Origin of the sequence: Enhygromyxa salina (genome assembly GCF_002994635.1) — a bacterium.
In the GTDB taxonomy this organism is placed as follows: Bacteria; Myxococcota_A; Polyangia; order Nannocystales; family Nannocystaceae; genus Plesiocystis; species Plesiocystis salina_B.
The window spans coordinates 1-19,112 of record NZ_PVNL01000038.1 but is presented as its reverse complement, the minus strand read 5'-3'; the positions used below and the strand labels follow the sequence as shown (position 1 = coordinate 19,112).

The 19,112-nt window shown below is 67.5% G+C and carries 16 protein-coding genes; 8 read left to right on the top strand and 8 right to left on the bottom strand.

The window, feature by feature from the left end; all coding sequences use genetic code 11:
• Position 1 precedes the first annotated feature (1 nt).
• From tssK to ENSA7_RS08130, 4 genes are read right to left on the bottom strand one after another with little or no spacing between them, the layout of a single operon-like run.
• Complete coding sequence (gene tssK, locus ENSA7_RS08145) at positions 2–1,276, bottom strand: type VI secretion system baseplate subunit TssK (protein ID WP_106088650.1); 1,275 nt, start codon at positions 1,274–1,276, stop codon at positions 2–4.
• Between the two features lie 22 nt (positions 1,277–1,298).
• The gene (locus ENSA7_RS08140; RefSeq protein ID WP_106088649.1) at positions 1,299–1,871 is read right to left on the bottom strand and encodes a hypothetical protein; all 573 of its coding nucleotides are present in this window, start codon (positions 1,869–1,871) and stop codon (positions 1,299–1,301) included.
• Between the two features lie 32 nt (positions 1,872–1,903).
• Positions 1,904–3,445: a type VI secretion system contractile sheath large subunit gene (gene tssC, locus ENSA7_RS08135; protein ID WP_106088648.1), complete on the bottom strand. Its 1,542-nt coding sequence runs from the start codon at positions 3,443–3,445 to the stop codon at positions 1,904–1,906.
• A 26-nt stretch (positions 3,446–3,471) separates the two neighbouring features.
• Positions 3,472–4,425 (bottom strand): type VI secretion system contractile sheath small subunit, encoded by a 954-nt coding sequence (locus ENSA7_RS08130; RefSeq protein ID WP_106088647.1) that lies wholly within the window; start codon positions 4,423–4,425, stop codon positions 3,472–3,474.
• Between the two features lie 325 nt (positions 4,426–4,750).
• On the opposite strand from ENSA7_RS08130, the gene ENSA7_RS08125 reads away from it, so the two are divergent.
• Positions 4,751–5,398, top strand: a complete 648-nt coding sequence (locus ENSA7_RS08125) for a hypothetical protein (RefSeq protein ID WP_106088646.1) — start codon at positions 4,751–4,753, stop codon at positions 5,396–5,398.
• Here ENSA7_RS08125 and ENSA7_RS08120 read toward each other — a convergent pair.
• On the bottom strand, positions 5,395–6,417 hold the full coding sequence (locus ENSA7_RS08120) for a hypothetical protein (RefSeq protein ID WP_146157457.1): 1,023 nt from the start codon (positions 6,415–6,417) through the stop codon (positions 5,395–5,397). The genes ENSA7_RS08125 and ENSA7_RS08120 overlap by 4 nt on opposite strands.
• 295 nt (positions 6,418–6,712) lie before the next feature.
• Here ENSA7_RS08120 and ENSA7_RS08115 point away from each other — a divergent pair, with 295 nt between their 5' ends.
• Genes ENSA7_RS08115 through ENSA7_RS08100 form a run of 4 tightly spaced genes read left to right on the top strand, consistent with a single transcriptional unit; the run spans position 6,713 to position 11,436 of the window.
• Positions 6,713–8,443 (top strand): acyl-CoA synthetase family protein, encoded by a 1,731-nt coding sequence (locus tag ENSA7_RS08115; RefSeq protein WP_106088644.1) that lies wholly within the window; start codon positions 6,713–6,715, stop codon positions 8,441–8,443.
• A 19-nt stretch (positions 8,444–8,462) separates the two neighbouring features.
• Positions 8,463–8,849 (top strand): DUF4280 domain-containing protein, encoded by a 387-nt coding sequence (locus ENSA7_RS08110; protein WP_106088643.1) that lies wholly within the window; start codon positions 8,463–8,465, stop codon positions 8,847–8,849.
• Entirely contained in the window at positions 8,846–9,985 is a 1,140-nt protein-coding gene (locus tag ENSA7_RS08105; protein WP_106088642.1) for a type VI secretion system protein IglI family protein, read from the top strand. The genes ENSA7_RS08110 and ENSA7_RS08105 overlap by 4 nt, the downstream gene beginning before the upstream one ends.
• Positions 9,985–11,436: a hypothetical protein gene (locus ENSA7_RS08100; protein WP_106088641.1), complete on the top strand. Its 1,452-nt coding sequence runs from the start codon at positions 9,985–9,987 to the stop codon at positions 11,434–11,436. Before ENSA7_RS08105 ends, ENSA7_RS08100 begins: the two co-directional genes overlap by 1 nt.
• Here ENSA7_RS08100 and ENSA7_RS42115 read toward each other — a convergent pair.
• The 3 genes from ENSA7_RS42115 to ENSA7_RS08085 form a co-directional block, all read right to left on the bottom strand.
• Positions 11,387–11,848, bottom strand: coding sequence for a hypothetical protein (locus ENSA7_RS42115; RefSeq protein WP_146157456.1), 462 nt, complete (start codon positions 11,846–11,848; stop codon positions 11,387–11,389). The two genes, ENSA7_RS08100 and ENSA7_RS42115, sit on opposite strands and share 50 nt — an antisense overlap.
• Positions 11,849–11,920: 72 nt before the next feature.
• Positions 11,921–13,420, bottom strand: coding sequence for a DUF4215 domain-containing protein (locus tag ENSA7_RS08090; RefSeq protein WP_106088639.1), 1,500 nt, complete (start codon positions 13,418–13,420; stop codon positions 11,921–11,923).
• A gap of 220 nt (positions 13,421–13,640) precedes the next feature.
• Positions 13,641–14,672: a sigma-54 interaction domain-containing protein gene (locus tag ENSA7_RS08085; protein WP_244923750.1), complete on the bottom strand. Its 1,032-nt coding sequence runs from the start codon at positions 14,670–14,672 to the stop codon at positions 13,641–13,643.
• 119 nt (positions 14,673–14,791) lie between these two features.
• On the opposite strand from ENSA7_RS08085, the gene ENSA7_RS08080 reads away from it, so the two are divergent.
• Genes ENSA7_RS08080 through ENSA7_RS08070 form a run of 3 tightly spaced genes read left to right on the top strand, consistent with a single transcriptional unit; the run spans position 14,792 to position 18,773 of the window.
• Positions 14,792–15,550, top strand: a complete 759-nt coding sequence (locus tag ENSA7_RS08080; RefSeq protein ID WP_106088637.1) for a TetR/AcrR family transcriptional regulator — start codon at positions 14,792–14,794, stop codon at positions 15,548–15,550.
• Positions 15,547–18,198 (top strand): phosphoenolpyruvate synthase, encoded by a 2,652-nt coding sequence (locus ENSA7_RS08075; protein WP_106088636.1) that lies wholly within the window; start codon positions 15,547–15,549, stop codon positions 18,196–18,198. The genes ENSA7_RS08080 and ENSA7_RS08075 overlap by 4 nt, the downstream gene beginning before the upstream one ends.
• Positions 18,195–18,773 carry a permease gene (locus ENSA7_RS08070; protein WP_106088635.1) on the top strand — a complete coding sequence of 193 codons (579 nt, stop codon included), beginning with the start codon at positions 18,195–18,197 and terminating at the stop codon, positions 18,771–18,773. Before ENSA7_RS08075 ends, ENSA7_RS08070 begins: the two co-directional genes overlap by 4 nt.
• Positions 18,774–19,112 lie beyond the last annotated feature (339 nt).

Sequence of the window (19,112 nt, the reverse complement as noted above, 5' to 3'; positions counted from 1 at the left end):
CTCACCCACCCCACACCAGCACGGCGCTGATGCCCTCGAGCTCGCGCCAGCTCGGGAAGCACAGCTCGCGCTCGCTGACCGCGTGGGCCCACTCGAGATCGCCCGCGGTGCCGACCTCGTAAAAAGCTGCGTCGCGCCCGTAGGTCTGGGCGAAGCTCGCCGCCGTCGTCGCGTTCATGGGCGTGAGCGGGACTCCGGCCAGCGCGTGGCTGTAGATCTCTTCGATCCGGCGCGGGCTGGCCAGCTTGATGTCGTCGAACATCACGGGCTCGGGACCGCTGGACTTGACGATCAAGAACACCTCATTGGACGTGCACAGGTCATCGGGGAACGGCGCGGCGACGTACCAGCTGGCGCGGTGCGTGAACTCGAGCCGCTTGGAATTCAGCGACGACGCGCCGAGCTGGCCGTCGATCCGCTGGCGCAGCACCTCGAAGCTGGCCGCGAGATCTTCGTGGTGATAGCGCGGGTGCGTCACGCTCTGGTCCTCGCTCAGGATCGCGGCCTCGAGGTCGAAGTCACGCAGCAGCGAGAACAGCATGTACGGGTGGAGCGCGACCTTGACCTGGGCGTCCTCGCCAAACCCGTGATCGGCGAGCACCGCCAGCACCCGGTAGGCGGCCGCCCGAATCCTGCGCAGCTCCGACACCTGCTCGCGACCCAAGAACGCGTCTTTGATCCGGCGCCCGAGCTGAGCCTCGACCGCCCGCACCGATCGCTGACAGCGGCTCAGCTTGTCGCGCAAGAACGGTGAGCCGCCCCCGCCCGTGCGCAGCAGCGGCGGCGAGTAGGCGCCCAGGACCCAGCGGCGGTCACGATCGCGGACCAGCTCCATCAGCTTGACCGACTCGCGCGCGTCGTCGAGCCGAGCCGCGAGCGAGAGCTCGGCCCGAAAGATGACCCGCGTGACGCTGCGCGGATCATCGACATAGTGGGCCAGGTCAGTCGCGTCGATGACGTCATTATGAATATGCAAGTAGATCGAGGCGGTGTCGTCGGTCAGCTCGCCGAGGTTGGCGTTGGTCAGCACCGCGTTGCCCGGCGTGTCAATCAGCAGCCCCGACGCGAACACATAGGTCAGCCGCTCGACGCTCAGCGCCCCGGTCGCGAGCAGCTCCTCGTTGATCACCAGGCGCGCCAGCCCGTACGCGGGCAGGCCCGAGAGCGCCGCCCGAACCCCGACGTGAGCGAGCAACGCCTCTTGCTGGGCCTGAAACTGCTCGGGGAGCAGCACTTGGCCCATCGCCCACGCCGGAAATGCCAGTTTGCCGCTCATTGCTACCCCTGGGGACCGCCCTTTAGGTCACCGTCAGGCCCCAGGCTTTGACGACCTTTTGGCTGAACGAGGTCGCAATCGTGACCTGCTGGGCCGAGGGCTGAGGCTTGATGCCGATCTGGAACGCGAAGTTCTCGGGTGACTGGACCTCGGTCGACGCGTCATCGGCGACGTTGAGGTTGAGGTCCGCGCCGTTCTTCTCGAGCAGACCGTTGAGGGTCGCGTCGTCGGTCGGCAGCATGCACTTGAAGTACTTCTTCTCGACCGGGTCGTAGTCGTAGACCACGAAGGTGCAGGTCAGATCGACCTTGGTCAGATCTTTGTAGGTGAGCATCTGGACGTTCTGCTTGTTCGCGGTGGACAATTGCCCTCCGAAGTACAGCGCGTCAGTCACCCCCAGCTCCCACAGCGCCCCGTTGAGCACGGTCACGACCACGAGGTCGTCCTCGGGCGACATCGGGTCCTTGCAGGTCTGGTCGGCGGTCAGCTCGGTGTCACCGATCTTGAGCGCGGTGATGAACCCGACCGGTGTTTGGACGTCCTTCTTGTAGTTGTAGCCCTGGTAGATATCGAGGGATTTTTGGAACGTAGCCATGTCTAGACTCCTGGGTGGGGATCAATCACGAGTTAGCCGCCGAGCGCCGCCTCGAGGCGCAGCTCGACGTCCATCCCTTGGAACTGAATGTGTGGGAGCACCGATACAACACAGTTGTACCAGCCAAACGGCCCGGGCTTGGGCTCGACCATGACCGACATGGCCTTGAACGGGTAGTAGAGCAGCGTCAGGTCGTCGGGGTTGACCGCGGTCGTCACGTAGTCGACCAGCCAGCCCTCGAGCATCGCCTGAATGTAGGGTGCGTCGGCGGTCGAGCCAATGTAGTCCCGGACCATGCGCTTGACGTAGTGGGCGATGCGCGTGATCGACAGGGTGTAGGCCAGGTTGCAGACCAGGTCGGCGTTCTTGGTGTCGAGGTCAGCCTCGAATTCGATCGCCTTCTTGATTGAGCGGGCGCTGAAGAAGGTCGCGTCGGACGTGCCCTTGCAGTGGACCAGCGGGATGAACCCGGCGTTGGCGAACTGCAGCTCGCGGTAGTCCGGGATCTCGATCTCGACCGGCGGCTGCAGCTCGAGCTGCCCGTGGTGCATGACCATGTCGACCGGCAGGCCCTTGATCAACCCGCCGCCGATCGGCCCCGCGACGTGCTGGCACCACCCGGAGTTCTGAAACGAGCGGACCATGTTGCGGGCGAACAGCACGGCCGCGTTGCCCCACAGGTAGTCGTCCGGACTGTCGATGTGCTCGTCGAACCGAACGATCTCGTTCTTGCCCCCGCGCGACTTGTAGGGCGCGCGCAGCATGTAGCGCGGCAGCGTCAGGCCGATGTAGGCCGCGCCGTGCGACTCGCGGAACGCCGCCCAGCGGCCAAACTGCGGCAGGTCCAGCAGCTCCTCGATGTCGTCCTTGCGCTCGAGCTCCTCCCAGCTCTCGACGTCGAAGAACTGCGGACTGACAGCGGAGATGAACGGACAGTGCGCGGCGGCCGAGACCTTGGACATCGTCTGCAGCCAGTCGATGTCCTCGACGGAGCTGTCGAACTCGTAGAGCCCGATCATCACGCCGATCGGCCGCCCGCCGTAGCGGTCGTACTCGTCGACGTAGACCTTCTGAAACAGCGCGCTGTTGAGGATGTAGCTCGAGTGATCCTCGAAGTCCGCGCCGAGCACGGCCTTGTTCACGTCCATGAAGTCGATGATCACTTCGTTGGACGAGACCTCGCTGGCGAGGTCGTGAAGCGAGCGCCACGAGGCCTCGAGCTTGCGGACGCTGTCGCTCTGCACGACCTGCTGTAGGCGCGCTTGAATGATCGTGTCGATCCGATCGGCGAGCGTGTCGACCTCCTTCATGAGGGTGTTGATCGAGTCGATTCGCAGGAACTCACGGGCGGCCTCGCCCTCACCGCGGGTGCCAAACACCTCGAGGTTGGCGAACAGCGCGGCCAACGAGTTGGCGAACCGGTCGGCATAGGAGAATTCGACGTCACGGTCGTTAAACGACATGTTGCTGTCATCGCTGGGGCGATGAACGAGCGCGGCATCGGTGTGCTTGCCCGGGTCCATCCCCGAGCTGAAGATCAGCTTATCAAGTAGAGTCTTGGGTGCTTCTTCCATGGTGTCCTCCTACAAGGTCGCGGGGCTCATTCGGCGACGTCTTCTTCGCGCACGGGCTGGTTCGCGCTGGGTTCGATGTTCAACTGGGGGTAGAGCGCCTGCAGCTCGCTGCGGAGCATGCCGAGTCGGGTGTCTGCGCCCGCGACCGGGGCGTCTTTGTTCGAGACCGCCGCCTTGGTCTCGGCGAGCTCGGCCTTGACCACCTCGCGCAGCTCCGGAAAGCTCGAGATGTAGTTGCGGGCCTCGAGCACCAGGCGGTGCAGCAGCACCAAACGGCGGATCTCCGGTACGCTGGCGGCGATGTTCGCGGGCTTGAAGTCGTTGATCGAGCGTATCGGGATCGTGACCGCGACTGGGACGCCAGCGCCGACCACGTCGCTTCGCAGATCGATCATCGTGTCCTCGTCTTCGAGGGCGTTGGCGTGGATCTGTACTTTGACCTTGGCTTCGACGTTGCCGGTCACACCGATCTCGGCCCCGGGCGGCGGCTCGACCTTGCCAAACAGCGTGACCGTGACCTCAGTGGGAGCGTCCTCAGGCAGGGCGACCTTCATGTTGTCGACCGGCAGCACGATCTCGCCGCTGAGCTCGACGGCGCCAGCGAAGCTGCCCAGGCCATTGTCCGAGAGCTTCCCCTCGACCACTCCGATGCCGCTGATCTTGAGCCTGCCCTCGGTCGCGTCCTCGGCCGGCTGACTGGTGAACTTGCCCGTGATCTGCCCGGTCAGCGCGCCGCGCAGGGTCTCCTGCAGGCTCGGCTCGTCGATCGGCGCCGAGATCTTCAGCTCTTCCATGAACGAGCCGAGCTTCATGCCCGGGAGGATCGAGTGGACCCGGCGCTGACCAAGCAGGCTTCGGTCGTGGTTGGTGAAGTCACCAAGCACGAGGAAGCGCATAGGCAGCTTGGCCTTCTTCGGCTTCCCGTCGATCTTGGTCCGGTAGGTGATATTGAGTCGTGATCGAGGAACTGGCTTACTCATGGGATCGGCCTTCGTGGGCTGTGCATTTGCTACTATCGACGACAACTCAATGCGGCCCCAAAAAACTTGCCGCTTTCACCACAGGCAGCGGTGATTGAGCACTGTCCATTTTACGTCTGATAAAGTGTGCAAATTCAGCGATGGAACAACTGTTTCCGCGCGAGAACATTGGCCTCGTTTCCGCGCGGAAACAACGAGCTACATTTGCGCGAGGTTGCGACTGGACCGTCGGACAGTCGGACAGTCGCTGCGGTTCGCGAGCAAGACGGATAGCAGCGAGATTTGTGTTTACACTGATCCTATGTCCCTGTATTTATGAATCGTGATGCTGACGCGTTCGAAGTCTCGGACCGACACGACCGCCCGCGTCGAGCGTGCGACCGCTCGAATCAACAATCTGGTCGGCTGTACGACGCTGCAGCTGGCCCTCGCGGTCGGACAGGCCGTCGTGGAAGAGCTCTACGGGGGGGATCTCGACAGCTGGCGGCGACGTGGCACCAAGGAGCACTCGCTGCGACGGCTGGCCATGGACCCCTCGCTCACGATCAGCGCCTCCGCGCTATTTCGCGCTCTCGGGATCTACGAGCTCAAGGTCAGGGTGCCCGATCACCCAATGTGGGACGAGCTGTCCGCCTGCCACATCCGCGCCGTGCTGGGGTTGCCAGCACCCGAGCAGGATCGCCTGCTCGAGCTCGCCGCCGAGCAGCAGTGGACAACCAGCGCAATCGAGCAAGCGGCGGCCATGAGCCGAAACCGGTACAAGTCCTCGCGGGGTGGCCGGCCGCGAAAGCCTCGGTTTGCACGCTCGATCGAGCACGCAGAGAAGGTGCTCTTGGACGAGGACGAGGCATTTGGCGATCTCGACGCCCTCGACGACATGACCCCCGAGCGGCGCGCTGATCTGGGCCGCCGCCTGCACCTGGTCCGCCAGCGCTGTGACGAGCTCGCGTCCCTGCTCGACGCGCGAGTCTAGAACGCAAACAGAGGCCCCAGCGCCAGGTTCAGCTCGTGCTCGACCTCGGCAGCGAGCGGGATGTATCCGTAGTTGACCTCGAGCTCGAGGCCCCAGCGGCGGTTGAACCAGTACGCCATGCTGGTCGTCGCGGCGACGCCGAGCGACAGCTCATAGTTGACGCCCTCGTCGATCTGGCGGCCACTGTGGAAGACCCGGACATTCGACGCGATACCGACGCCGATTGCGGGCTCGAACTGTCCAAACCGACGGTTCCACTTGAGGAACACCTCGAACGGAGAGTCGAGGCGACCCGAGGAGAAGTAGAACGGCTTGGAGATCTCGAGCGCGAGCCAGTCCTCGAGCAACACGCGTTCGTACGAGAGGATGAAGCCTACGGGTCGATCAGGCCGGCTGCCGTCCTCACTAGGCGGGGGGGTCAACGCGTGGCTGTAGGCCAGCTTGACTGCGAGTACGTTGTTCGGCTCGCCCGCTTCTTCGTCGCCCGCTTCTTCGTCGCTGACTTGGCTGACGTCCCGGTGTTCCTCCGGGTTGGACGTGGTTTCGCCGGAGCCTTCGGGCGCATTCGCGGGATCGGGCACGATGTCGGCGGCGGCGAATACGCCGGAGGCCGGTCCAAGGTACACGTCCAGGGCGTCACCCCACTCGACATAGGTCTTCCACGACTCCCACTCCGGCCCCGTGTATAGGCCATAAACGCCGATCCCTTCAGGAATCTCGTCGAGCTCGAGGTCCACGCGATACCCCTGCCCCGGAAACACCACGATGTCTTTAATTACCGAGTCATCGGGTGCCATCACTAGCTTGGCGACGGCGGTGTAGTCGTCGTTGGCGAACTGCTCGCGCGTGACAGCGCGGACCAACACATGAAACGGCCGCCCGTCGTTGCTGCGCTGGGCCGTGTGCAGCCCCAGCTCGGCGAGAATCGGGTCGAGCAGCTTGGGGTCGTGCCGCCCTGGCGCAACCGTGCCGCTGGCCCTGCACCCCGTGCCGATGCAGGGCCCGAGCAGGGCCGCCACCAGCACCCACGTCGTACCGGATGGGTGTGGGCCCCTGGCAGAAGGCTCGCCTTTTAATCGTTCGGGGTGCGCCATGGCGCTGACGCTCCTATCCAGTATCGCGCGGGCATGTTCGTGCGTGAGCCAGATCATTGTCAAGAAAGCGGTCGCCTGAGCGCACTTAGTTCTCGCGCGGAAACAAGATCGCGCTTTCCAGTTATGTCAGCGTAATCGTCAGTGTGTTGATTGGAGCGAAATTAGGGCCCAGTTTCCAGCCCGCCTATCCTGCGAATGCCCATTGCCCGGCTGATCGCAATTGCAACACGACGACATCTCCGCGGCCTTCGCCCTGATCGCGCCCGGGAACGGACGCCGCGCTGATCTACGGTGGTTGACCAACAGCCACACGGCGCCCGCGAGCTTCTTCGCCGCGCTGCATGCGGTCGCGGGCAAGACGAGCGAACCAGGGCCCACGAGCTCGCTGGGCCAGCGCTACGACCTCTATCACGATCTAGTGGTCCGCCAGGTCGGGACCGGGCGGGCGGCCATTCGCGTGTACGACGAGCGCGCGCCGGTCGAGCGGCGCTGGCAGACGCTCTCGTTCGATCAGCTCCACGCCCGCTGCACGCTGCGGGCGGCGTGGTGGGCCTCGCAAGGGATCGGCCCGGGGGCTGCGCTGTGCGTGGCGTTGCCGTGGGGGATCGAGTGCGTGGTCTCGCTGCTCACGGGCCTGCGCCTCGGCGCCTGTGTGTCGCTGGTCGAGCCGCAGGGGCCCGACTACCTCGCCGCTCGGATCGCCGCGCTCGCGCCCGAGTACCTCGCGACCGAGCCCTATTATGAGGTCCGACTCGGTGACCACGGCGCCCAGCTGCTGGCGCTCGATGGCCCGGCCGCGCGACCGTTCGCGGGCTCCCACGCGTACCTGACTGGCGAAGCTTGCTGCGCGCTGCTGTCTCCGCTGCGGCGGGGCCCGCCCGAGCCGGTGCCGCTGAGCTGCGACGCGGCCTACCTCGGCGCGCTTCGAGATGGCGCGGTCAGCCTGGCGCTGCGGCCCGGTGATGAGCTGGCCGCGCCCGGGTTCCACACCCTGCAACATCAACCGGCGCTGCTGTTCGCGGCGCTGATCATGGGCGCGACCTTCGTCCACATCAGCGAGGCCGCGCTCGTGGCTGACCTGACCCTGCTCGACGGGTTCTCGCTGCGCAGCGTGGGCGTCACCGCGGCGGTGCGCGACGCCCTCGTCGCGCGTCCACCCGGGCAGCGGCCGCGCTGGGCCCACGTGTTCAAGAACCCCGACGAGCCGACAGACTGGGAGGCGTGGCGCGAGTTCGTCGAGCTGCTCGACCTGCGCGACACGCCGATGTCGAACGTGTTGATCGAGGCGGCGTCGGGCGGCTCGCTGCTGGTCTCGCCGCGCCGTCCGGGCCACGCGTGGCTGGCCGAGCTCATGAACGTCTCCCCGGCCGCGGGGCTCGAGTGGGCGCTGCTCGACTTCACGGGCAGCGGTCAGCTCGCGGTTGCCGACGTCGGCGTGTTTGCCCGCGCCTCCGACGGTCAGCCGGTCGAGCCGGTCTACATCGCCATGGGTCGGCGGCGCGGCGCCGAGTACCTCCATGGCGGCACGATCGAGCCGCGCCGCTGCGGTCGCGTGTACCCCAGCGACGAGGTGCTCGCGACCCTCGCCGACTGTCCGTTCCTGCAGGCCGCGAGCGTGGTCGCGGTGACGGCGGGCGGCCCGACCGTCGCTCACCGGTTCGTGCTGCTCGGCTTCACGGGCGACGAAGCGGCCGAGCGGTTCGCCGAGCTGAAGCCGCTGCGCGTCGCCGAGCTCACCCGCGTGCTCGAGACCCGGCTGGCCCCCGAATTCCTACCCGACCACATCGAGCTATTTCCTTGCTACGCGCGCACCGAGGCCGGCCTGGTCGATCACGACTGGTGCCAGGCCCAGTATCTGAGCGGGACCTTGTTTCGCAAGATCAAGTCGCCCGTGTTCGCCCGCTTGACCGCGCTGCGTCACGCGCTCGAGTCGAGCCCCGCCCCTGCCTGACCGAGAGGATCCAACGACGATGGCAACCGCAGTGTGTACCGGCGCGACCATGATGTGCAGCTTTGGCGTGGCACCCTCGAGCTTGATCGCGCTGCCCGGGACCGTGCTGACCAACGCGCCGCCGTCGGCCAATCTCACCACCAACGCGCCGATCACCAACGTCGCCCCATTTGGCGCGTGCACGTCGATGTCCAACCCAACCGTGTCCGCCGCGACCGCGGCCGCGCTCGGGGTGCTCACGCCGATGCCATGCGTCCCCGCGACCGCGGCACCGTGGGCCCCTGGCGCGACCAAGACCATCAACGGGGGCCAGCCCGCCGTCGACAGCAGCTGCACGCTCACCTGCAGCTACGGCGGCGCGATCACTGTGCTCAGCCCCGGACAGGTGAAGTTGTCGGTCTCATGAGCGAGCGTCTTCCACTGCCCGCCGAGCTGCTTGGCCGCCAGTCGCGGCCGCCGGGCGTCGACCCCCACACCAACGGGGTCGCCCACAAGCTGCTGGCGCTCGCCGATCGCGGCGACTACCTCGACGCCGCCGAGCAGGCCGCCGACTTGCTGCGCGGCACCGACGATGACGTGCGCCTGATCGCCGTGTACTTGGTCGGGCTGTTCGTCGAGCGCGGACCAACGGCGCTGCCCGACGTGCTGGCCAGCGTCGAGCGGCTGCTCGATCAGCCGACCACGCAGGCGATCGACTCGGCCATGCAGTGGCTGTTTCGGGCGATCGCCGACCGCGTCGCCTTTCACACGCAGCAGCGCGACGCGACCTGGGACGCGTGGCTGCAGCAGGTCATGCCCGCCCACGTGCAGGAGATCGCCGCCCGCAGCGAGCGGATCTTGGTGAAGTCCGCGGGCGGGACGGCGATGCTGCGCAAGCTGGCCCGGTGGGCCACGACCAAGCTCGGCCCCGCGGCTGCGCGGGTGCCCAAGCCGGTGCCGGTGGTCGAGGCTGAGGTCAGCCCCCCCGTGCTCGACGACGAGGCCCCGCGCGCGCCCAGCTGGGACGAACCCGACGCTGATCTGGACGAGCCGACGGCGACCGCGTTCGTCCCCCAGCCCGACGACGATGACGAGCACGACGACGACGACGAGCCCGACGACGACGACGAGCCCGACAGCGAGCTGGTTGACGATGACGATGACGACCCCGACGCGCACGCCGGGGGCCAGCGCTTCGCCGCCGCGCGCATGGACCCGCGCGACCGCGGCCCCGCCTTCATGCCAGCGGCACCCCCCAACCCGACCGCCGACGCGCAATTCGACTCACCCGCGCTCGCCGAGCTGCGCGACAAGCTCCGCGGGTTCGAGCTGGTGCTCGCCCGCGGTGAGCTCGACAAGGCCGCGATCATCGCCCGCGACGTCCAGACGATCATCGACTCGTTCGACCCGATCACCTACCTGCCCTCGCTGTTTGCCCAACACTTCAAGCTGCTGCGCCGCTGCGTGCACGAGCTCGAGCGCCACTGGAACGACGACAGCGCGGCCCGGCGCGTGCTCGACCAGCTCTACCGCGCCGACCTCGACGGCTTCATCAACGACTGATGCCCACCGCCGCGCGCCATGGACCCGATCTCGACGCGCTCGAGGCGTTGATCAGCTCGCGGATCCGCGAGTTCGAGGTCTGTGCGCTGCTCGATCTGCTGGGGTCGATCGGCTACGCGCCCGAGGACATCGAGTTTCGCGGTCACCGGGCTCGGGGCCCGCAGCCGACCTTGATCCACACGATCGACTTTCCCCCCCGGGTCGAGCCCGAGCGCGCGGGCGGCAAGGTCGTCGTCATCGTCAATCTCGGGCTGCTCAGCTGTCGCTCGCCGCTGCCCACCTACTTCCAGCGCTTCTTCAACGACATCGACAGCCACGACGCGGTGCTCGAGCTGCTGCACACGCTCGATCGCTCGTTGCTGCACGTGCGCCTCGCTCGCGAGCGCCCGGAGCGAGCGATCGCCGACTGGCCCCGGACCTGCCGCGACTTCTTGCGGGTGTTCGGGCTCGACGCGCCGATCGGTCTGTCGTGGCTGTTTCGCGCCGTGTTCCCCGAGCTCGGGGTCGTGGTCCGGCGCATCGCCAACGACTACGCGATCCCCTTCGTGGGGGCGACGCTGGGTCTGTCCGAGCTGGGGGCCTGCTCGTTTGGGGATCGCACCAACATCGGCGTGCACGACATGGAGGTCGTGCTGATCTGCGAGGACGCGGAGTTCGCCGACGCGACGCCGTGGATCGCCGAGGGCAACCGACGGCTGCGCACTGTCGTGTTTCCGCTGCTCGATGAGATCTGCATGACGCTGACGGTGGTGTTCGTGCTGATGGATCGCGGGACCACGGCGCACGTGAGCCCGCGCAGCTACGCCGGGTACGATCCCATGTGGCCAGACGAGGTCAGTCTGCGCCCGCCCGATCCACCCAGCCGGATCGAGCTCTACCGCGGCGCGCTGCCCCGACTCGAGCCCGACGCCCAGGTGCTCGAGCACTTGCTGGGTCATGACCGACTCGCGCGGGTATCGATCCCGCCGGGCAAGCACACGACGCCGATCCCCGGCGTGCTCGGGCGAGCGATCGAGCTGCAGCTGGTCTGCGAGGTGGCGGGCCGGCGCCACGGCTATGTTGCGACGGTCCACTGGAGCGCGCGCGCGTGGTACCGCGAGGAGCCGCACGCGATCGCGCTGACCTGTGAGGGGGTGGTCAAGACCAGCCCGACCGCCAGGACCCACCCGCGCCTGTGGACGCTGCTGCGCGACGCTGGTCGCGATCGGATCGCGGACCGGCTGACCCACGGGGTGCTCGCTACGGTCGACAGCGATCGCGTGACGGTCGAGCTGATCGAGCAGCTGATCGACGCGAACGCCGACGAGCAGCTCCACGCGCTGGCGCTGTCCGAGGCCGCGCCCATGAGCATGTGGGACGATGACGCGTGGGCCCGGTTCGCCACCTGGAGCGCGCGCGAGCCTATGGCTTTCGGCGGGCTCGGCGACGAACGTGCTCGGAGCTCGGCGTGACGAGCTGGTCCTCGAGCACGACCTCCACGCCGACCCGGGCCCGCGAACCCGATCGATCATGCGCGGGCATGGGCCCACCCAGGACGCCGCGCAGCGGAGCTTTTGGTCCCGTTGGGCCGCCGTTCTCGACGACCTCACGCTGGGCCCGGCGCGCGGCGAAGGTTGTCGTGCACGGGATCGAGGCGCCGGTCTGGCTCGCCGACTCTGGCGCGAGCGCGCCGTGGATCCGCCAGACTACCGGCTCGGGCGAGCGACCCCCCAAGACCAGGCGTGGCAGCGGCGCTCGCTCCTCGGGCTCGTCGTGTGGCTCGCCGGGCACCGGCTGCGCGGTCTCGGGCTCCGGCGGCTCGCCGGGCACCGGCTGCGCGGTCTCGGGTTCCGGATCAGGCTCGGGCTCAGGCTCGGGGGGCACCGTCGCAACCCTAACACGGTCGCGCGTCGCACCGACGAGAAGCCTGGCCCGAGCTGACGACCGCCCGCGGCCCTACTGCTGAAAGCAGTAGATCGGCGCCGTCACCGAACAGGTCGCCGCCGCGTTGCACACCGACCAGGTCGAGTCGGTGGTGGTGTTGCGCCCGACCGCCCCGGTGTCCACCGTCGAGGTGAAGCCACTGCACGTATTGGCCCCCGCGGTCCCGTCGGCGTTGGTCCCCGTCCAGGTCATGCGATTGGTGTTGTTGCAGCTGATGCTGGCGACCGGTGGGGTCGTGTTGAGCTCGGTCTTGTTGAAGGACGTATCCAGCGTGCCGTCGGTCAGATCCGCCCAGTCATCAGCGATCTTGGCGCCGTTGGTCATCTCGTAGCGCACGCTCGACTGCACGAAGCGGGTCGACGGCGAGCCTTGCCCCGTCGAGATCCACGCCAAGTAAGTACCGGGCAGGTTGGCCGCGGCCGCCCGCGTGTTGCAGATGAGATCGGCGCCCGCGAGACCACCGAGGTTCCCGGTATGGGTCGTGGTGGTCACGAACGCGATGCGCTTCTCCCACAGGCAGCTGTCCGAGCAGCCGTCGCCGGGCACCACATCGCCAAAATCGCACTCTTCATCGAGCTGCACGACGTCGTCACCACATTCGGCCGCGACGCAGGAATTGCTGCACGCGTCGTTGTCGATCATGTTGGCGTCGTCGCACTCCTCGACCCCGACGTGGACGAAGCCGTCTCCGCAGACCGCGTCCACGCACATCCCGACGCAGGCGTCGTCGTCGCTCAGGTTGCCGTCGTCGCAGGCCTCGACGCCCGCGTGGAGCGAGCCATCTCCGCAGACCGCGATCGTGCACTCGTTGGTGCACGCATCGGTGTCGTCCATGTTGGCGTCGTCGCACTCTTCCACGCCCTCTTGAATGAGCATGTCGCCGCAGGTCGCGGCAACGCAGGCGCTGGTGCACGCGTCGGTGTCGACGTCGTTGCCGTCGTCACACTCCTCGACGCCCTCCTGCGCGACCATGTCGCCACACACCGCGACCGTGCACAGGTTGGTGCACTCATCCGTGCCGACCTCGTTGCCGTCGTCACACTCCTCGCCGTCGTGCAGGACCCCGTCGCCGCAGCTCTCGAGCATGCACGTGGAGCTGCAGCCGTCGCCGTCCTCGGTGTTGCCGTCGTCACAGCCCTCGACGCCGGCCTGGGTGATCCCGTCGCCACACACCGCGTTCAGGCACTCGCTGGTGCACGCGTCGGCGTCGAGGCCGTTGCCGTCGTCGCACTCCTCGCCTGGATCGACGTTGCCGTCGCCACAGACGCCCGGGTCGCCGTCGCCATCGCCTTCACCGTCGCCATCACCTTCGCCGTCGCCGTCGCCGTCGCCGTCACCGTCACCGGGATCGCCATCGCCGTCTCCGGGATCACCATCGCCGTCGCCAGGATCACCGTCGCCATCGCCGGCCGTCTCGGTCGCCGTCGCGGTCGCCGACTCGATGGGTTGATCGTCAGAGCACGCGAGGAGCAGCGAGCAGGTCAGCAAGGACGTCAGTGGTAGGTTACGCATGCCGAAGTGGATGCGAATTCGGGCCGGCGAGTCCAGTCAAATTCTGGTGTCTCGCGCGGATGGGCGCCTCCGGCGCATACGTCGGAGGCGTGGTCGGAGGCGGCGGCAGCTCACGAGATCGACACCCACGCAGGCTGACCTGGCCGCGGCGATCCCCGAGCTGAGCGGCGCGTGCTCGTAAGCGATCTTCTCTGGCTCCACGTCGCGCCCGGCCGCGGGCTCAGTCCGGGAGGTCGAGCTCCCGCAGCTTTCGCCACAGCGTGGTCCGACTGATACCCAGCAGCTCCGCCGCCCGGCTCTTGAGCCCGTTCGCAAGCCGCAGCGCCTCGAGGATCCGCGCGCGCTCTTCGTCGGCGGGTGACATCGGGTGCGGGTGGAGCCGCGTCGTTCGTGGCGGCGGCTCACCGCGCAGCTCGGGCGGGAGCTCGTGGCCCTCGAGCAGCTCGCCCTCGCCGATCGCAAACACGTACTCGATCACATTGCGCAGCTCTCGAACGTTGCCCGGCCAGTGGTAGGCCAGCAGCCGCGCGTGCGCGTCGGGGGCCAGGGCCTCGATCTGCCGCCACGGAATGTCGTCATCATCGGCGTCGCCGCGGCCGCGCTGGCGCTGATCTGCGCGGGCGTTGAACTGCCGAATGAAGTGCCAGGTCAGGGTCTCGATGTCTCCCTCGCGCTCGACCAGCGGCGGCAAGAACAGCGGGACCACGCGGATCCGATACATCAGGTCTTCACGAAACCGCCGCCGCTCGACCTCGTCGCGCAGCGACTTGTTGGTGGCCGCCAGCAGCCGCACGTCGACCTGGACCGGCTCGGTCCCGCCGATCGGCACGAAGGTCCGCTCTTGCAGCACCCGCAGCAGCCGGCCCTGAATGTCGGGTGACAGCTCGGCGACCTCGTCCAAGAACACGGTCCCGCCGTCGGCCAGCGCGAACAGCCCCGCCCGCTCGCGGATCGCCCCAGTGAAGGCCCCACGCACGTGACCAAACAGCTCCGAGGCCGCCAGCTCCGGGGTCAGCGTGGCGCAGTTGATCGCCTTGAACGGCCGCTCGCGGCGGTGCGAGAGCCGGTGGATCGCGGCCGCGGCCAGCTCCTTGCCGGTCCCGCTCTCGCCCCGGATCAGGATGCTCGCGCCGCTTCGAGCGGCGCGGCGAAGCAGGTCGAAGAACTCCAGCATCTGCGGCGAGTTGGTCACGATCCCATGAAACACGGTGACGTCGAGCTGGGCCGGGACGGGGATCGGGTCGAGCAACATGCCTGGGGACATTGTTTCCGGGACCGGGCTGGGTTGCAAACGGCACGGCTGCGCTCGTGCTTGACACCTCATGTTAGCGTGCCATAACATGACGTATCAGAGATCGCCGACCGTTCAACATGGACACACAGACGGACCAGATCATCGAGGCCGCCCGCACCCTGGCCGAGTCCAAGGGTGTCGAGCACCTGACAATGAACGCGGTCGCTCGCCACGCGGGCATCTCTCGCGCGACCTTGTATCGCCGCTTCGCCAGCAAGGAAGCCCTGCTCGAGCAGCTGCGCGCAGACGGGGTCGAGCTGGGCACGCCTGCGTCCGCCCGCCAGCGGATCCTCGAGGCCATGCAGCACCGGGTCGGCGTGCAGGGTGATCTCAACGTGACAATTGAAGACATCGCGCAAGTGGCCGGTGTCAGCGTGATGTCGGTGTACCGCAGCTTTGGCGACCGCGACGCGCTGATGGCCACCTTCCTCGATCAGATCAGCCCCCGCGAGGGCGCCGGTCAGCGGATCGCTAGCGGCAAGCCGATCGAGGAGGTGCTGGGCTACATCGCCCGCACGGCGATCAGCCTGGCCGAGCGCAGCCCCGGCCTGCTGCTCGCCGCCATGACGGACTCGAGCGCCGCCGCGTCTCTGAGGCGGCTGCGCGACTCGAATCGCTCCACGCGCAAGCTCCTGAGCGCGTACTTCAAGGCGGCCTCGGCCCGGGGCCAGCTCATCGAGGTGCACCCCAACGTGCTCGTCTCGTACTGGCTGGCGATGACCCTGGCCGAGCCCGTGTTCCTCCGGCGCCTCGAGCCGGACGCCAAGATCGACATTGACGCGAGCGCCAAGCGGGTCGTGAGCGCGTTTTTGGCCGCGTTTGGAGCGACACCATGACCACATACATTCTGCCCTTTTCAAACATACGCGCGACTGATCTGCCTCGGGTTGGGGGCAAGGGCGCCAACCTTGGTGAGATGGTCGCGGCAGGTGTCGCCGTGCCCGACGGGTTTTGCGTCACGACCGAGGCATTCGACGAATTCCTCGCGGCGAGCTCGAGCGCGGTCCAGCTCATGGACCAGGTCGACGCGCTCGCGCCCGACGACCTCGACGGCGTCCGGCGGCTCGGGGCCCAGCTGCGCGAGCAGCTGGAGCGCACGCCAATTCCTGCGCCGATCGCCGAGCAGATCCGCGTCGCGTTCGAGCAGGTCCAGGGCGATCACGCGTGGGCCGTGCGCTCGTCCGCGACCCTCGAGGATCTCGCCGAGGCCTCGTTCGCGGGCCAGCAGGACACCTACCTGAACGTGCGCGGGCTCGAGCGCCTGCTCGATCGGGTGCGCGCCTGCTGGGCCAGCCTGTTCACGGATCGGGCGATCTCGTATCGGCGCCAGCATGGGTTTGGATCGACGATCGCCAAGCTCAGCGTGGTCGTGCAGCGCATGGTCCAGTCCGAGGTCTCGGGCATCATGTTCAGCGCCGACCCGCTCAGCGGGCACCGCGGCGTGGCCTCGATCGACGCGAGCTGGGGCCTCGGTGAGGCGCTGGTCTCGGGCATCGTCGAGGCCGACAATTATCGAATTGATCGCCGCAGCGGCGCGCTGCTCGATCAGCGACTGGGCGCCAAGGCGATCGAGATCGTCGGCACGGCCAACGGCACCGAGCCGCGCGAGGTCAGCCCCGCGCGACGCACCAAGCGGGCCCTGGACGACGCGCAGCTGGCCGCGCTCGTCGAGCTCGCTAACCGCGTCGAGGCCCACTATGGCACCCCGCAGGACATCGAGTGGTGCTTCGAGGGCGGGCGCTTGTTCTTGGTCCAGACCCGCCCCATCACCACGCTGTTTCCGATCCCCGAGGGCGGCGACGACAACGGGCTGCACGTCTATATCAGTATTAGCCACATTCAGGTCATGACCGATCCGATCTTGCCGCTGGGCATCGACACGATCGCCCAGGCCTTTCCTGTCGGGAAGCGGCGGATCGACGAGCCTTGCCGCCTGATCCGTCGAGCGGCCGGGCGCATGTACATGGACGTGACCCCGGCGATGCTTCGCCGGGTCACCCGCAAGCGCGTGCCCCAGGTCATGACGCTCGTCGACGCGCAGATGGCAGGGCTGCTGCGCCAGGTCGTCACCCGCGACGGCTTCACCCAGGCCGACGATCGGCCCCGCGCCGACCTGGGCTTCCTGGCCCGGGATCTGGCGATTCCGGTGCTGCGCAACGTGCTGGCGGCGCTCTGGTGGCGCGACCCAGCCGTGAGCCGGGCCGCGGTCGAACGCCTGACCTGCGAGCTCCCGACCCAATTCAGCGAGCACATCGCGGCCGCGACCGACACCGCGCAGCGGCTGCAGGCGGCGCGCGAGGTGCTGTGGGGCTCGATGCGATCCGTCATGCTCGGCGCCTTTCATGTCGTGCTCAGCGGCATGATCTCGTGGAAGCTGCTGACCAGGCTGTGCAAGGGCGATCCACGCGTGGCCGACCTGGCCCGAGGCCTCGACGGCAACGTCACCACGCAGATGGATCTCGAGCTCGGCGACCTCGCCGACATCGTGCGCACCCACGACGCCCTCTACGAGCGTGTTCGACACGACGTCAGCGTGCTGCTGCGGCCGGCGGAGCTCGCGGGTGTCGAGGGTGCCCAAGAATTGCTGTCTGGCTGGCAGACCTTCCTGGATCGCTATGGCCACCGGGCGGCCGGAGAGATCGACATGACCAAGACCCGCTGGGCCGAGGATCCAAGCAGCTTGCTGCAGGCGCTCGCGGGCATGCTGCGCGATCGCAGCATTGGCGGCCACCGAACCCAGCAGCGCGCCGCCGAGCAGGCCGCCGAACAGTCCGCTCAGGGCCTGATCGACGACGCGCCGTTCGCTCGGCGCTGGCTGATCCGGCGGCTGATCCCGCGCATGCGCCTGGGCCTGTCGCTGCGCGAGCACCCCAAGTTCATCATCATGCGGGGGTTTTTCCTGGTCCGCGGCGCAGTGCTCCAGGTCGCCGAAGATCTGGTCGCGACCCAGCGCCTGGCCAAGATCGCGGACGTCTGGTGGCTCAACTACGACGAGATCGAGCGGGCGGTCGCGGGTGAGCCCATGCAGGAGCTGGTCGTGGCGCGGCGCCACGAATATCGTGGCTACGCCAAGCTCAGGCCACCCCGCGTGATCACCAGCGAGGGCGAGATCCCCCGACCGCCCCGCGCCGCCGAGCTCCCGCCCGGTACCTTCGCGGGGGTGTCGGCGTCGGGTGGGGTCGTCGAGGGCATCGCGCGGGTGATCATGGATCCCACCACCGAGGTCATGCACGCAGGCGAGGTCCTCGTCGCGCCATTCACCGATCCCGGCTGGACGCCGCTGTTCATTCACGCATCGGCGCTGGTGATGGAGGTCGGCGGCCTGATGACCCACGGCTCGGTCGTCGCTCGTGAGTATGGAATTCCCGCGGTGGTCGGGCTCGACGACGCGACCCGCGTGATCACCAGCGGACAGCGGATCCGCGTGGACGGCGACACCGGGATCGTCACGATCCTCGCTGACGCGGAGCCACAGCCAACATGAACGGCGCTTCCACCCCCCAACCAGATCCACAGCCAGAGCGCAGGCAGGGCAGCATGACCAATGTAGTGATCTTCATGGCGGCGTTGCTGCTGGTGCTGATTGTCACGACCTACTTTCGAGCCGGCAGCGAGGGACTGAGTCAGGCCTTTCGTGCATCGGGTGATACGGGCCTGAAGTTCGTGCCTGTGCTGGTGATCGCCATATTGATGATGGGCTTCATCGAGGTGCTGTTGCCCAAGCAAGTCGTCGAGCACTGGCTCTCGGACGCCTCGGGGCCACGCGGGATCGCGATTGCCACGCTCGCGGGCATCGCCACGCCAGCCGGATCGCTGGTCGGGCTGCCGCTCGCAGCCGGGCTGGCCAAGGCTGGCGCGGGGGCGGCGGTGATCATCACTTACCTCGTATCGTTCAGCTTGCTCTCGCTGATCCGGCTCCCGATCGAGGTCGGCATCCTCGGCCCGCGCCTGACGGCCATGCGCGTGCTCGCGTGCCTGTTGCTGCCGCCGCTCGCCGGGCTGATCACGCTGATGATCGCACCTATACTCCGCAGTTTCAGCAATGTGTCAGGACCGTGACACGCTCGCGGCGCGCACATGCGTGATTTGCGAGATTCCATCATCGTGTCAGGCTCGAAACTGGATCGCTTCGAACAAGCTCGTTTCGCGTCACAAAGACTGATCTTGGTAACAACGACACCGTGCTGTCACGGTGCCGTGACACTTGCTGAGTAGCCTCGCCGCGATTTGGGCCTCGCCTGAACGGAGCCTGGTGAACCTCTCGATTCTCTCGATTCTCTCGTTCTCCTCGCTGTTGTCGTTGGCACCGCCTGCCGACGGCCCCGCTCAACCCGATCCGATCGGGGAGACCGCGCCTGGAGTGGATCCCAGCTCGGAGCCGGCGCCGGAGCCCGACCC

Coding starts and splice junctions, on each gene's coding strand:
- tssK (WP_106088650.1), bottom strand. CDS start 1,276: ATGAGCGGCAAACTGGCATTTCCGGCGTGGGCGATGGGCCAAGTGCTG.
- ENSA7_RS08140 (WP_106088649.1), bottom strand. CDS start 1,871: ATGGCTACGTTCCAAAAATCCCTCGATATCTACCAGGGCTACAACTAC.
- tssC (WP_106088648.1), bottom strand. CDS start 3,445: ATGGAAGAAGCACCCAAGACTCTACTTGATAAGCTGATCTTCAGCTCG.
- ENSA7_RS08130 (WP_106088647.1), bottom strand. CDS start 4,425: ATGAGTAAGCCAGTTCCTCGATCACGACTCAATATCACCTACCGGACC.
- ENSA7_RS08125 (WP_106088646.1), top strand. CDS start 4,751: ATGCTGACGCGTTCGAAGTCTCGGACCGACACGACCGCCCGCGTCGAG.
- ENSA7_RS08110 (WP_106088643.1), top strand. CDS start 8,463: ATGGCAACCGCAGTGTGTACCGGCGCGACCATGATGTGCAGCTTTGGC.
- ENSA7_RS08105 (WP_106088642.1), top strand. CDS start 8,846: ATGAGCGAGCGTCTTCCACTGCCCGCCGAGCTGCTTGGCCGCCAGTCG.
- ENSA7_RS08100 (WP_106088641.1), top strand. CDS start 9,985: ATGCCCACCGCCGCGCGCCATGGACCCGATCTCGACGCGCTCGAGGCG.
- ENSA7_RS08090 (WP_106088639.1), bottom strand. CDS start 13,420: ATGCGTAACCTACCACTGACGTCCTTGCTGACCTGCTCGCTGCTCCTC.
- ENSA7_RS08085 (WP_244923750.1), bottom strand. CDS start 14,672: ATGTTGCTCGACCCGATCCCCGTCCCGGCCCAGCTCGACGTCACCGTG.
- ENSA7_RS08080 (WP_106088637.1), top strand. CDS start 14,792: ATGGACACACAGACGGACCAGATCATCGAGGCCGCCCGCACCCTGGCC.
- ENSA7_RS08075 (WP_106088636.1), top strand. CDS start 15,547: ATGACCACATACATTCTGCCCTTTTCAAACATACGCGCGACTGATCTG.
- ENSA7_RS08070 (WP_106088635.1), top strand. CDS start 18,195: ATGAACGGCGCTTCCACCCCCCAACCAGATCCACAGCCAGAGCGCAGG.